This window comes from Neobacillus sp. 19 (assembly GCF_049463095.1).
In the GTDB taxonomy this organism is placed as follows: domain Bacteria; phylum Bacillota; class Bacilli; order Bacillales; family Cytobacillaceae; genus Neobacillus.
In genome coordinates this window covers 16,292-29,879 of record NZ_JBMPZU010000084.1, presented here as the reverse complement: position 1 = coordinate 29,879, position 13,588 = coordinate 16,292, and the positions used below count along the sequence as shown (strand labels likewise).

Sequence of the window (13,588 nt, the reverse complement as noted above, 5' to 3'; positions counted from 1 at the left end):
AGGGAAATTTATCTTGCAATCTGCTTTTTTAAATTTTATACTACTCTTAGTACCTAGTCATAAGAAACGCGGACGGTGTGTAAAAATCATGAGAAGAAGTAAAAAGGAACGTCAACATTTATTAACTACTACAATAAAAGAGAATCCCTTTATCACCGATGAGGAGCTGGCGGAAAAATTTCAGGTTAGTGTCCAAACCATTCGTCTAGACCGCTTGGAATTGTCGATTCCGGAACTGCGTGAACGGATTAAAACGGTAGCAGAGAAACGGTTCGAAGATGAAGTTCGCTCATTACCGCTCGAAGAAGTCATTGGAGAAATTATCGATATTGAATTAGACAAAAGCGCGATTTCGATTTTTGACGTGAAGGCAGAGCATGTCTTTAAACGCAATAATATTGCCCGCGGACACCATGTTTTTGCCCAGGCAAATTCTCTGGCTGTTGCTGTTATTAATGATGAATTGGCACTAACGGCAAAAGCGAATATTCAATTTAAACGTTCGGTAAAATTGCATGAGCGGGTCATTGCCAAAGCGCGTGTGACAAAAATAGATGAGAATACCGGCAGAACGTTTGTCGAAGTGAAAAGTTATGTGAATAATGAGCTTGTTTTTATCGGAGAATTGGAAATGTATCACCGTTCGAAAAACGTTAAAGGATGAGGTAAATGAAACTAGCAATCGATGCTATGGGCGGAGACAATGCCCCAAAAGAAATTGTGTCAGGCGCGATGAAAGCTGTTCAGGCATTTTCTGATATACATATTACACTTGTCGGCGACGAAAATAAAATAAAGGAAACGCTGACGAGCCATGAGAGGATTTCTATTTTACATACGACGGAAGTTATACTGGGGACAGATGAGCCTGTTAGGGCGGTTCGCAGAAAAAAGTCTGCCTCAATGGTATTAGCGGCCCAACAAGTAGCAGATGGTACAGCAGATGCCTGTATTTCTGCAGGAAATACAGGGGCATTGATGGCAGCGGGGCTGTTTGTTATCGGCAGGATTGATGGGATTGATCGGCCTGCATTAGCACCTACCCTGCCTACCATTGGCGGTGAAGGATTCCTGCTCCTGGATGTTGGGGCAAATGCCGATGCCAAACCGGAACACCTTGTGCAAAATGCCCTTATGGGTTCCATCTACAGTGAAAAGGTAAGAGGGATTGCGAAGCCTAGAGTAGGACTGTTGAACATTGGCACAGAAGAAAAAAAAGGCAATGAGTTGACAAAGCATGCCTTTGACCTATTAAAAAATGCCGATATTCATTTTGTAGGCAACGTAGAGGCAAGGGATTTACTAGAGGGTGTTGCCGATGTGGTTGTTACCGATGGGTTTACGGGTAATATGGTATTAAAAACGATTGAAGGAACTGCCCTAGCGATGTTTAAAATGTTAAAAACAGCGTTAATGAGCAGTTTTACAAGTAAATTGGCCGCTGCTGTGTTAAAACCGAATTTAAAAACCTTGAAAAATACCTTGGATTACTCAGAATATGGAGGTGCCGCCCTTTTTGGCTTAAAAGCACCGGTGATTAAGGCCCATGGTTCGTCTGATGCACAAGCCATATACAGTGCGATAAAACAAACAAGGGAAATGGTCAGGTATGATGTCGCTGACTTGATCAAACAAGCAGCAGGAGAGTCTACTATTGCTAAAATAGAACAATAAAAGGGGTGTAAACATGGGGAAAATAGCATTTGTTTTTCCAGGACAGGGGTCACAAACTGTTGGAATGGGTAAGGAACTTGCAGAAAAACACTCCGAGGTAATGGACTACTTTACGAAGGCAGACAGTAGGTTAAATGTGCCTCTGAGCAAGTTAATATTTGAAGGACCTAAAGAAGAATTAACAATAACTTATAATACCCAGCCTGCCCTGTTAACGACAAGTATGGCTATTTTGGAATACTTCAGCAAATCGGGAGTAAAAGCGGATTTTGCCGCAGGGCACAGCCTTGGTGAATATACGGCTCTTGTTGCTGCTGGCGTATTTTCTTTTGAAGATGGTGTGTACGCTGTCAGAAAGCGTGGAGAGTTCATGGAAAACGCCGTACCAAATGGCGAAGGTTCCATGGCAGCAGTACTAGGCCTTGACCGTGAACCGCTTGCGGCGGTTACGAATGAAGTAAGTGAATCAGGTCCTACCGTTTCTTTGGCAAATTTAAACTGCCCAGGTCAAATTGTGATTTCAGGATCACGCGAAGGGGTAGAGCTTGCAGGCGTAAAAGCAAAAGAAGCTGGAGCAAAAAGGGTACTGCCACTGGATGTAAGTGGACCTTTTCATTCAACACTAATGAAACCGGCGGCGGATCAACTTCGTGAGGTTTTAGATGGGGTTGAAATGAAGGATGCAGCCATCCCGGTTGTTGTGAATGTCAGCGCTGAACCAATCCAATCCGCTTCAGACATAAAGGATAAACTAATCGAACAATTATATTCCCCTGTTTTATGGGAAGATTCTGTTGCGAAAATGATTGAATTGGGTGTTGACACCTTTATAGAAATTGGTCCAGGGAAAGTTCTTTCAGGTTTAATTAAAAAGATTGATAAAACAGTAAAAATATATTCCGTTTCCGATGAAGAGAGTGCCAATGCTGTCATCGAGGCGTTAAAGGAGGAAAACCTATGAGTTTAGCTGGGAAGTCTGTTCTTGTGACAGGAGCATCTCGAGGAATCGGCAGAGAAATTGCCCTGGAACTAGCAAAACAAGGTGCGAATGTAGCCGTTAATTTCGCAGGCAGTGAAGCGAAAGCAAATGAAGTGGTTGATGAAATTAAAGCGCTTGGACGGGATGCAATTGCTATAAAATGTAATGTTGCAAATGCCGAGGAAGTCGCTGAAATGGTGAAGGGAACGATTGACCGTTTCGGTAAGCTTGACATCCTCGTCAATAATGCGGGAATTACGAAGGATAATTTATTGATGAGAATGAAGGAAGAGGAATGGGATGATGTTATTAACATCAACTTGAAAGGTGTTTTCCTCTGTACAAAAGCAGTTACCCGGCAAATGATGAAGCAGCGCGTGGGCCGAATCATTAATATTGCCTCTGTTGTTGGAGTAAGCGGCAACCCAGGCCAAGCGAACTATGTAGCAGCGAAAGCAGGTGTCATTGGACTTACCAAAACGACAGCCAAAGAATTGGCCTCAAGAAATATAACGGTAAATGCCATTGCACCAGGATTCATTACCACAGATATGACAGATCAATTAACGGATGAAGTAAAGGCGGAGATGTTAAAACAGATTCCTTTAGCAAGATTAGGGGAGCCTAAAGATATTGCCAAAATCACCGCATTTTTAGCATCAGATGACTCATCCTATATAACAGGACAGACCTTCCATGTTAATGGTGGTATGGTAATGTAATTGTAATAAAAAACATGGTGTATTATTTTAGTGAAATACTCTATAATAGCTTGAGGGGAGGTGAACAAGCATGGCAGAGGTATTAGAACGTGTTACAAAAATCATCGTTGACCGCTTAGGCGTTGATGAGTCTCAAGTTACGCTTGAAGCTTCATTTAAAGATGATCTTGGTGCTGATTCCCTTGACGTAGTTGAACTAGTAATGGAATTAGAAGATGAGTTCGATATGGAGATTTCTGACGATGATGCTGAAAAAATCGGCACTGTTGGTGATGCTGTTAATTACATAAATAGCAGTAAGTAATCACGTTAGATTTATTCGAAAAGCTCCGTTTTCAAACGGAGCTTTATTCTGTATGATAGAACTTGGCAGAGTAGCTATCTGCCAAGTTTCTTTGCGTTTTGTATGAAACTTTTTTAAACTAGTAGCAGAGTATTTTGTAAATTTGATGCAAGGTGGAGACTTTATGCGCAAGAATAGTAAGGGAAAAGAGTTTAACAATCGCGCAAAAGAAAATCAATTTAAAGATTTTCATGATATGATCGGTATAAAAATTGAAAATGAGAAATTATTAAAACAAGCTTTTACCCATTCATCCTATGTGAATGAGCATCGCAGAAAGCCTTTCGAAGATAATGAAAGACTTGAATTTTTAGGAGATGCTGTCCTTGAGTTGACAGTTTCACAATTCCTTTTTAAAAAATATCCAACGATGACTGAAGGAGAATTGACGAAACTGCGGGCAGCCATTGTTTGTGAGCCGTCACTTGTCTCTTTTGCCAATGAGCTCGAATTTGGTAAATTCATTTTGCTCGGCAAAGGAGAAGAAATGACTGGCGGACGCGAGCGTCCCGCCCTGCTTGCTGATGTTTTTGAAGCATTCATTGGAGCTCTTTATTTGGACCAAGGAATTGAAACTGTTACTGGATTTCTTGAAAAAATTGTTTTTCCTAAAATAAATGCCGGTGCTTTTTCTCATGTGATGGATTTTAAAAGCCAGCTGCAGGAACTTATTCAACGGGATGGTACAGGAACGATTGAATATCGTGTCCTTCAGGAAAAAGGACCTGCCCATAATAAGGAATTTGTTTCCAAAGTGTCCTTAAATGGGGAAGAACTTGGATGTGGAACAGGAAAATCTAAGAAGGAAGCGGAACAGCATGCTGCGCAAATGGCATTAAGCGTACTAAAAGCAAAGACAACCTAGAAATATCAAAATGTTTGCAGGAGAAATCCTCGCGCAACATAGGGAGGATAAAGAAATGTTTTTAAAACGGTTGGACATTATCGGCTTTAAATCTTTCGCTGAACGTATTGAAGTTGATTTTGTTCCTGGAGTAACGGCTGTCGTAGGTCCGAATGGCAGTGGCAAAAGTAATATTACTGATGCCATTCGCTGGGTTTTGGGTGAACAGTCTGCAAAGTCTCTAAGAGGCAGTAAGATGGAAGATATCATTTTTGCCGGAAGCGATTCAAGAAGGGCCCTTAATTTTGCTGAAGTAACGCTTTCATTGGACAATACTGACCAAGGATTAGGAATTGATTTTAATGAGGTAAGTGTGACGAGAAGAGTTTCACGCTCGGGTGAAAGTGAATTTTTCATCAATAAACAGCCATGCCGGCTTAAGGACATTATCGATTTATTTATGGATTCAGGACTTGGCAGGGAAGCATTTTCGATTATTAGCCAAGGAAAGGTTGAAGAAATATTAAATAGCAAAGCAGAGGACCGCCGAACCATCTTTGAAGAGGCTGCCGGGGTGCTAAATATAAAAACCGCAAGAAAAAAGCAGAGGGTAAACTATTTGAAACACAGGATAATTTAAACCGTGTGAATGATATTTTACATGAGCTGGAAAGTCAAGTGGAGCCGTTGAAAATACAAGCATCCATGGCAAAGGACTTTTTAGAGAAGAAAGAGGAGCTAGAAAAAATAGAGGTTGCACTAACGGTTTTTGAAATTGAAGACCTGCATCAAAAATGGGAACAACTTTCTAAGCAGTTAGAGGAGCATCAACAGGAAGAGCTGAAGCTATCTTCAGAACTTCAAGTAAAAGAAGCAAAAATTGTGGAAACAAGAGACAAGATTTCTGCATTAGATGAATCGATTACCGATTTGCAAAATGTCTTGCTGCATGCAAGTGAGGAACTTGAAAAGCTTGCAGGAAGAAAAGAAGTTTTAAAGGAACGGAAGAAAAATGCCGCCCAGAATAAAGATCAGTTAAAAGCGAATATTTCAGAACTGACAGAACGGATCAGCCAGCTGAAGAAAAATCGTGACTTGGCTGCTGAATCATTTAAAGCCCTGGGTGACCAAGTAAAAAAATTGCAATCAGGACTCAAAGAAAAACAGGAGAAACTGCAATTATTTACTGAAAATATCGAGGAAAAAATTGAAGGCTTGAAAGGTGAATATATTGAGCTGCTGAATGATCAGGCTGGAGCGAAAAATGAAATAAAATATATTGACCAGCAATTGGAGCAGCAGGAGCGCAAGAGTTCCCGCCTTGATGCAGAAAATGAAAAATATATCGATGAACGGCAAATTGCCCAATCGAAGAAGCAAGAAATTCTAGAAGCGTTAGGAGAAATAGGGCAGCAGTTAGCGGGTCAGGTCGTGGCCTTTCGTGAACAGCAGCGGAAGCTTGAATCCGTTAAAGACAACTACCAAAAACAAGAAAAGACTTTATATCAAGCATATCAAATTCTTCAGCAAGCGAAATCGAGAAAAGAATTGCTTGAGGAGATGGATGAAGACTATGCTGGTTTTTTCCAAGGGGTAAAAGAAGTTCTTAAGGCCCGAGGGAATAAGCTAGAGGGAATCGAAGGTGCCGTTGCTGAGCTTGTCACCGTGCCAAAAGAGTATGAAACGGCACTGGAAACAGCATTTGGCGGTGCGCTGCAGCATATTGTCGTTGATACTGAACAAAATGCCCGAACAGCGATTCAATATTTAAAACAGAATTCATATGGACGAGCGACCTTTTTACCATTAAGTGTTATCAAAGGAAAGACCGTTAACCTCGGCACAGTTGTCAGCCATTCAAAATCATCCATCGTTAATTGGCCCGGCCGTCAATCTGGTTACGTTTGAGCAAAAGTATACTGAGGTCATGACAAACCTGCTAGGGAATGTTGTTGTAACAAAAGACCTTAAAGGGGCTAATGAATTAGCAAAAATTCTTCAGTACCGTGCAAGACTGGTGACATTAGATGGTGATCTTGTTAATCCGGGCGGTTCGATGACGGGCGGTGCGCTGAAACAGAAATCATCCTCCTTGCTAACGAGAAAAGGGGAGCTTGAAAATTTAAAGGAAAAGCTTGTGATGATGGAAGAAAAAACAGCGGGCTTGGAAAGTGCTGTTAAAACCGGAAAACATGAAGTGCAAAAGTCAGAGCAGAGACTTGATGAGATTCGGCAGGCAGGTGAGGAACTTAGACTCCGGGAGCAAACGGTGAAGGGAGATCTTCGCGAGGCAGAACTGCGTGAAAAGAATATTAATGACCGATTGGCAATTTATGATCTTGAAAAAGGCCAATTCTCGGAAGAAAAAGAAATGTTAATGAAGCGAAAGCTGGAATTATCAAAGGGAATCGAAACCTATGGGGTTACGATTGCTGAACTTGATGCGCAAATTATCAAATTAACTGAACAAAAGACAAATGATATGACCTCTAAAGAGACCCTTTTAATTGAAATAAATGAGTTAAAGGTTGAGTTTGCTTCTAAAAATGAACAATTTGCAAATGCAAACGATCGATTAGCCCTTATTAGCGAAGATCTCACGGAAAGCGAACAAAAGCTGACTATCTTTTCGGAAGACCTTGACTTGTTAACATCGGAAATGACAAACAGCTCATCAGGTGAAGAGCAAATTGAAGCAGCGGCTATAAAAAAACAACAGGACAAGGAAGCAACTTTACAGCTAATAACAACGAGAAGGCAAGAACGTTTATCCTTGCAAGATTTCTTGGAAAACCTGGAGCTGGAAACAAAAGAGTTAAAAAGGCTCCATAAAGGTATGGTTGTGGTCTTAAAGGATGAGGAAGTCAAAATTAACCGCTTAGATGTTGAACTAGAAAACCGACTTGGCCACTTAAGAGAAGAGTACCTTTTGTCGTTTGAAGGGGCTAAGGAACAGTATCCATTGACGGTTCCGGTAGAGGAAGCAGCGAAAAAGGTCAAATTAATCAAGCTTGCTATCGAGGAGCTTGGAAATGTCAACATTGGTGCAATTGAAGAATATGAACGTGTCTCTGAGCGCTATGAGTTTTTAAATGAACAAAAGACAGACCTCCAGCAAGCAAAAGATACCCTTTTCCAGGTGATAGAGGAAATGGACATAGAAATGAAGCGGCGCTTTGAACATACGTTTGAGGGAATTCGTGAATATTTTGAACCTACCTTTCGAACCCTTTTTGGCGGCGGAAGAGCTGATCTGGTTCTGACGGTCCCAGAGGATTTATTGAATACCGGTGTGGAAATTGTAGCCCAGCCGCCGGGTAAAAAGCTGCAAAACCTTGGTTTATTATCAGGCGGAGAGCGTGCATTAACAGCCATTGCTCTGTTATTTTCCATTTTAAAAGTACGTCCAGTCCCTTTCTGTATTCTTGATGAGGTCGAAGCGGCATTGGATGAAGCTAACGTCTACCGTTTCAGTCAATATTTAAAGCGCTATAGTGCGGAGACGCAATTTATTGTCATTACCCACCGTAAAGGGACAATGGAGGAAGCAGATGTTCTATACGGGATTACCATGCAGGAATCTGGTGTATCAAAACTTGTATCCGTCCGCTTAGAGGATACAAAGGAACTTGTTGAATCATAATCGATGAGGAAGTGAAATCATGAGTTTTTTTAAAAAATTGAAAGAAAAAATTACAAAACAGACGGATACTGTCACAGAGAAATTTAAGGAAGGTCTTACAAAAACAAGAGACAACTTTTCCGGAAAAGTAAACGACCTTGTTGCCAGGTATCGTAAAGTCGATGAAGATTTCTTCGAAGAATTAGAGGAAATTTTAATTCAGGCAGATGTGGGCTTTGATACGGTTATGCAGCTGATTGAAGAGCTTAAGATGGAGGTTAAACGCCGAAACATCCAAGACCCTGGGGAGGTCCAAAGTGTTATTTCTGAGAAGCTGGTTGAAATTTACAATGCAGGTGAGGGGCAATCCTCAAACTTGAACATACAGGAGGATGGCCTGACAGTCATATTATTTGTTGGGGTAAACGGTGTTGGAAAGACAACTACCATTGGGAAACTTGGACATAAGTTTAAGAGTGAAGGGAAGAAGGTTTTAATGGCCGCAGGTGATACCTTCCGTGCAGGGGCCATCGAACAACTGGAAGTCTGGGGCGATCGAGTGGGTGTCGAGGTAATTAAGCAGGCAGAAGGCTCAGACCCTGCTGCAGTCATGTATGATGCCATCCAAGCAGCTAAATCACGTAAAGCTGATATTCTACTGTGTGATACAGCGGGCCGTTTGCAAAATAAAGTGAACTTGATGAAAGAGCTTGAGAAGGTAAAGCGTGTGATTGAAAGAGAAATTCCGGATGCTCCTCATGAAGTCATCCTTGTCCTAGATGCAACAACTGGGCAAAATGCACTGATTCAGGCAAAGACCTTTAAGGAGGCGACCAACGTAAGCGGTATCGTATTATCTAAATTAGACGGAACGGCAAAAGGCGGTATCGTTCTTGCCATCCGTAACGAACTGAAAATCCCGGTCAAATTCGTCGGTCTTGGTGAAAAGATGGATGACCTGCAAGAATTTGATGCTGAAAAATACGTATACGGATTGTTTGCCGACCAAGTAGAGAAAAGCGAATAATACAGAGATAGAATCATTCAAACAGCAGCGATGTCGCTGCTGTTTTTTTCGCATATCTAAAAAAATATTGCATTTATTTGCCAAAAGTGTAAAATTACACAAAAGGATATATGGAAAGGATGGGTAGGATAATTTGATGTTTTTTTTGAATATTGTAGTGTAATAGACAAGCTTTTACGTCTATTAAATAGACAGATCTGAGAGGTTTTTAGGGGGAATCTTTTTGTTAAAGAAAAGGCTGTGTTTTATTTTACTCATGTGTGTGTTTTTCTTGTGTCAAGCAGCAGTTCCAGCTGAAGCAGAAGCTGGTTTTATTAAAATTTCTGTAAAAGAAGGATTCGATGGAAAAGTGAAAAGCGACCGCGGCTTTCCTGTTCAAGTAACAGTTGAAAATAGCGGGGCAGATTTCACCGGCGAACTTCTTTTCAATTTTGCGTCAACATATAATTCCAGCGGGGCAAAGGTATTGTCCATTGATGTACCAAAGGGAAGCAAAAAAACTTATACGATGTCATTACCAGGTTTTTCAGAAGAATATTTCAATAATTGGCAAATAAAGCAGACGATCTTTTTATATAAAGGCAGCTGGAAAGATGGGAATGAGCAAGCCTTCGCCGGAGATAAAATCCTAAAGCCCAAATATCTGGATCCGGATGGCAGAACATTAGGGATGTTAAGTGAGAATGCCGACCGTTTAAAAGAATTAAAGGTGATGGCAACAACAAATCATCTTGAATCAATCGTATTAACTGAAGAGATGATTCCTGAAGACGAACTAGGCTTAGCATTGTTTGATTACATATTAATTGATGAGTTTAGCGTTTCTAAACTGAAAAAATCACAACAGCAAGCAATCCTCAAGTGGATTCAAAATGGCGGGATATTGATTGCCGGTGCTGCGCCTGATGCAGCGGGTTCTTATGGCAGCCTTTACGAGGAATTGCCAATGAAATCTAATAAAGAGGAACTCGCAGATACAAAAATGTTCCAAGTGGCGTCGGCACAACCGGCATTTCCGAACATTCCAGTATTTATTGGCGAGTTGGATCGGGGAGCGGAAGTCGCACTCAAAAGCGGCGAGATACCAATGGTTGTTCATAAAGGATACGGTGCCGGAGAAATATGGCAGACGGCCTTTTCGTTAGGTGATGAACCACTCTCTTCCTGGAACGAATATGGTCAATGGTTTGCTTTAAGTCCGATTCTAAATACGGTCACCCCGGTTCAATTTCAAAAAGGCGGCCCAAATCGCTATGACATGTTGTTTAATGAATTTGCCGAAATGAATGAATACTTTGCGGGATCACAATTTTCCGTTGGGCAAATCAGCCTGTTCCTGTTCATTTATCTCATGGTACTCGCACCGTTATTGTATTTCATGTTAAAAAGACTGGATAAACGGGAGCATGCTTGGTGGATTATTGCCGCTGTTGCCCTTGTTTCCTCAGTAGGAATCTTTGCAATTGGGGCAAAAGACAGAATCGCTAACCCGCAGATGAACCAAACCGGCATCTATAGGGCAGAACATGGTCAGTTAAATGGTTATGAGGCTTTTAGCTTTCTTTCGAATACAAGCGGCGATTATGACCTGAATTTTTCGCAAGGAACCTTCAACGGTGTGCCGGGGTCATCTTCCATTGCAGTGGAGGATGGAAAGCGATATGCCGTATTGGAAAATAGCAGAAACGCTAATCGTGTCACTTTTCCAAATGTCGAATATTGGTCTTTAAGAACCTTTTATGGCCAGGCTTCAAAGAAAGATGCCGGCCAATTTGAGATAAAACTAACCAATGAAAATAAGAAGTTAACAGGGAATATTATCAATCATTTTCCCTATGACTTTGAAGAGTTGACTATATGGTCGGGCAGCAAAAAGATTCGAGCTTGGCCCGTTGAAAAGCGGGGAGAGTCTTACGGTAAATAAAACATTGGAGCAGGATTATCTAGCCGGACCGTATAGTCAGGGGAATTCCTACCAGATGCCAAGTTCTCCGCAAGATGTGGATAAAATAAAAAGGGAAAGAATGGAATCCGGTGCAGTGGAATTTTTATATGACGATTCCCAAACAGAAAATCAGCCTATTCTTTATGGCTATACAAAGGATTCTGTTATTAAAGCTGATTTAAAAGGAAAGAACGCGGTTAAGAATGGATTAACGCTAATCTATCAATCCTTAGATATCCAAACAAACATTAGCGGCTCTTTCACCATTAAGGATGATATGTTTCGAAACTATATCAACACCATCCGCGGCGGTGTGTTCAATGAAATGACAGGAACCCGCAACGAAAAGGAACTTGATGACGGCGAATATGACTATGTTTTGGAGCTTCCGAAGCAGCTGATGAACGGAAAAGCGAGTTTTCAAGAACTTGATATTACTTGGTATGGCGGGAATGTTACGTATTCACTCCTAAATCATACAACGGGAACCTTTTTGCCTTTACCTGATTCCCATACAACCATCAAGGAACAACTCGATCAATATATATCGGAGGACGGGACAATTACTATCAAATTGATAAAAACCGGACAAGGTGACCCTCTCGTCAGGATGCCGGCGCTTGCGATAAAGGGGGGAATCAGCTCATGATTGAAATTATTAACTTAACGAAAAGGTATGGAAAATTTACCGCGCTTGATTCTTTAAATCTTACTATTGACAAAGGCTCCGTGTTTGGTTTTGTCGGTCAAAATGGTGCCGGGAAATCGACGACCTTTTCGATATTAGCAACATTGCTTTCCCCAAGCTCCGGAACGGCTTATATTAATGGCTATAATATTTCGAAAGAGCCGAAAGCTGTCCGTAGTCAAATTGGCTATATGCCTGATTTCTTCGGTGTTTACGATCAATTAAAGGCCGTTGAGTATTTGGATTTTTACGGTGCAAGTTATGGAATCAGCCAGAGCGAAAGAAAGAAATTAATCCCTCAGCTTCTTGAATTAGTTAATTTGACACATAAACAGGATTCGTATGTTGACGTCCTTTCGAGAGGAATGAAGCAAAGACTTTGCCTGGCAAGATCATTGATTCATGATCCCGAGGTCCTGATACTAGATGAGCCTGCCTCTGGCCTTGATCCGAGGGCACGGGTTGAAATGAGAGAAATCCTGAAAGAATTAAAGAATATGGGCAAAACGATTTTAATATCTTCACATATCCTGCCAGAACTTGCAGAAATGTGTGATGTAATTGGGATTATTGACCAAGGACGATTGGTGGCAGAGGGCTCTGTCGCTGAAATTCAACAACGCCTTCAAGGGGAGAAGTTAATTATTGTCAGGCTGTATCGTGAGTGGGAAAAAGCGGTGCTTTTCTTCGAGGATCAACCGCATGTGAGTCAAGTAGCAAGAAGGGATGACGGGGAATCGCTCCAATTCATGTTTGGCGGAAATGTGGAAGAGCAGGTACTGCTGTTGAAAGCAGCCCTGTCACACGATATCCCTATTATCAGTTTTTCAGAAACTGAAACAAACCTTGAGGATGTATTTATGGAGATTACGAAAGGAGTGGAACTATCGTGAGAAATCTTTTCCTCAATCCTGTTTTAAATAAGGAATTTAAGCTGAGGTTCCGCTCTTTTAAAAGTTTTCTCGGTTTAGCTTTTTATTTATTGGCACTCTCCATCCTAATCATTGGGTTTATCTATTTACAAACTCAAAACTCACCGATGGGGCTGTTCCGTCCGGATCAAAGCAGGGAGATGTTTATGCTGCTGACTTTTATCCAAATGGGGTTAATTCTATTTATTACACCCGGTTTAACCGCAGGGGTCATTAGCGGGGAAAGGGAGAAGCAAACATTAAATATTTTATTAACCACAAATCAGAGTTCCACCAGTATTATTCTTGGGAAGTTAATTTCATCTGTTTCATTTTTATTATTGATGATTGTCGCTAGCATGCCGATATACAGCATAGTCTTCTTGTTTGGCGGAATTTCACCCGGACAAGTCGTAACGATTCTTGGCTTTTATATTTTTACGATCCTTGTCTATGGCAGCATCGGCATCTTTCTCTCCACACTGGTTCGAAAGACCATTATTGCGATGGTAAGTACGTATGGTGTTACTTTATTCTTAACAGCCGGAACGGCTTTCCTGTTCACGGTTACAATGTCTGTCAATCAAATGGGGATCACGGCCAATAACCCGATCCCATACTTCTTTGTTATGCTGAATCCGCTCATGATTCTGTTTGGTATTCTGGAACCGACTGCTTTCATCGAATTGTCCAGTCAAGCAGGGATGGGAATCCATTTCCCATTATGGGCAGCCTATTTGATTTCGTATACCATCATCTTTCTTATTATGATTTTTGTTAGTATTCGAAAACTCCGTCCAAATATGAAAGTTAAATCAAATGGATAAGGATTG

11 protein-coding genes and 1 pseudogene are annotated in these 13,588 nt (G+C 41.2%); all 12 read left to right on the top strand.

Features of this window, described 5'->3' with window-relative positions:
- Positions 1-88: 88 nt before the first annotated feature.
- The 12 genes and pseudogenes from fapR to ACO1D1_RS24390 all read left to right on the top strand — a co-directional run bounded on the left by fapR (position 89) and on the right by ACO1D1_RS24390 (position 13,582).
- The gene (gene fapR, locus ACO1D1_RS24445) at positions 89-664 is read left to right on the top strand and encodes a transcription factor FapR (RefSeq protein WP_423337450.1); all 576 of its coding nucleotides are present in this window, start codon (positions 89-91) and stop codon (positions 662-664) included.
- A gap of 5 nt (positions 665-669) precedes the next feature.
- A complete protein-coding gene (plsX, locus tag ACO1D1_RS24440) occupies positions 670-1,674 on the top strand; it encodes a phosphate acyltransferase PlsX (RefSeq protein WP_423337449.1) in 1,005 nt (334 codons plus the stop codon).
- Between the two features lie 13 nt (positions 1,675-1,687).
- Positions 1,688-2,635, top strand: coding sequence for an ACP S-malonyltransferase (gene fabD, locus ACO1D1_RS24435; RefSeq protein ID WP_423337448.1), 948 nt, complete (start codon positions 1,688-1,690; stop codon positions 2,633-2,635).
- Positions 2,632-3,375: a 3-oxoacyl-[acyl-carrier-protein] reductase gene (gene fabG, locus ACO1D1_RS24430; protein ID WP_423337447.1), complete on the top strand. Its 744-nt coding sequence runs from the start codon at positions 2,632-2,634 to the stop codon at positions 3,373-3,375. The genes fabD and fabG overlap by 4 nt, the downstream gene beginning before the upstream one ends.
- A 70-nt stretch (positions 3,376-3,445) precedes the next feature.
- Positions 3,446-3,679, top strand: a complete 234-nt coding sequence (locus ACO1D1_RS24425) for an acyl carrier protein (RefSeq protein WP_040204957.1) — start codon at positions 3,446-3,448, stop codon at positions 3,677-3,679.
- A 163-nt stretch (positions 3,680-3,842) separates the two neighbouring features.
- Positions 3,843-4,583: a ribonuclease III gene (rnc, locus tag ACO1D1_RS24420; protein ID WP_423337446.1), complete on the top strand. Its 741-nt coding sequence runs from the start codon at positions 3,843-3,845 to the stop codon at positions 4,581-4,583.
- Positions 4,584-4,638: 55 nt separating this feature from the next.
- Positions 4,639-8,205: pseudogene (gene smc / locus ACO1D1_RS24415) on the top strand (chromosome segregation protein SMC).
- Positions 8,206-8,224: 19 nt separating this feature from the next.
- Positions 8,225-9,211 (top strand): signal recognition particle-docking protein FtsY, encoded by a 987-nt coding sequence (gene ftsY / locus ACO1D1_RS24410; RefSeq protein ID WP_423337445.1) that lies wholly within the window; start codon positions 8,225-8,227, stop codon positions 9,209-9,211.
- Between the two features lie 223 nt (positions 9,212-9,434).
- On the top strand, positions 9,435-11,135 hold the full coding sequence (locus ACO1D1_RS24405) for a hypothetical protein (RefSeq protein ID WP_423337444.1): 1,701 nt from the start codon (positions 9,435-9,437) through the stop codon (positions 11,133-11,135).
- A gap of 4 nt (positions 11,136-11,139) precedes the next feature.
- The gene (locus ACO1D1_RS24400; RefSeq protein WP_423337443.1) at positions 11,140-11,805 is read left to right on the top strand and encodes a hypothetical protein; all 666 of its coding nucleotides are present in this window, start codon (positions 11,140-11,142) and stop codon (positions 11,803-11,805) included.
- A complete protein-coding gene (locus ACO1D1_RS24395) occupies positions 11,802-12,737 on the top strand; it encodes an ATP-binding cassette domain-containing protein (protein ID WP_423337442.1) in 936 nt (311 codons plus the stop codon). Before ACO1D1_RS24400 ends, ACO1D1_RS24395 begins: the two co-directional genes overlap by 4 nt.
- Entirely contained in the window at positions 12,734-13,582 is an 849-nt protein-coding gene (locus tag ACO1D1_RS24390; protein ID WP_149869567.1) for an ABC transporter permease, read from the top strand. The genes ACO1D1_RS24395 and ACO1D1_RS24390 overlap by 4 nt, the downstream gene beginning before the upstream one ends.
- The last annotated feature ends 6 nt before the right edge of the window (positions 13,583-13,588 follow it).

What these genes read in the sequence shown, in the direction of transcription:
- fapR (WP_423337450.1), top strand. Translation starts at nt 89, where the DNA reads ATGAGAAGAAGTAAAAAGGAACGTCAACATTTATTAACTACTACAATA.
- plsX (WP_423337449.1), top strand. Translation starts at nt 670, where the DNA reads ATGAAACTAGCAATCGATGCTATGGGCGGAGACAATGCCCCAAAAGAA.
- fabD (WP_423337448.1), top strand. Translation starts at nt 1,688, where the DNA reads ATGGGGAAAATAGCATTTGTTTTTCCAGGACAGGGGTCACAAACTGTT.
- fabG (WP_423337447.1), top strand. Translation starts at nt 2,632, where the DNA reads ATGAGTTTAGCTGGGAAGTCTGTTCTTGTGACAGGAGCATCTCGAGGA.
- ACO1D1_RS24425 (WP_040204957.1), top strand. Translation starts at nt 3,446, where the DNA reads ATGGCAGAGGTATTAGAACGTGTTACAAAAATCATCGTTGACCGCTTA.
- rnc (WP_423337446.1), top strand. Translation starts at nt 3,843, where the DNA reads ATGCGCAAGAATAGTAAGGGAAAAGAGTTTAACAATCGCGCAAAAGAA.
- ftsY (WP_423337445.1), top strand. Translation starts at nt 8,225, where the DNA reads ATGAGTTTTTTTAAAAAATTGAAAGAAAAAATTACAAAACAGACGGAT.
- ACO1D1_RS24395 (WP_423337442.1), top strand. Translation starts at nt 11,802, where the DNA reads ATGATTGAAATTATTAACTTAACGAAAAGGTATGGAAAATTTACCGCG.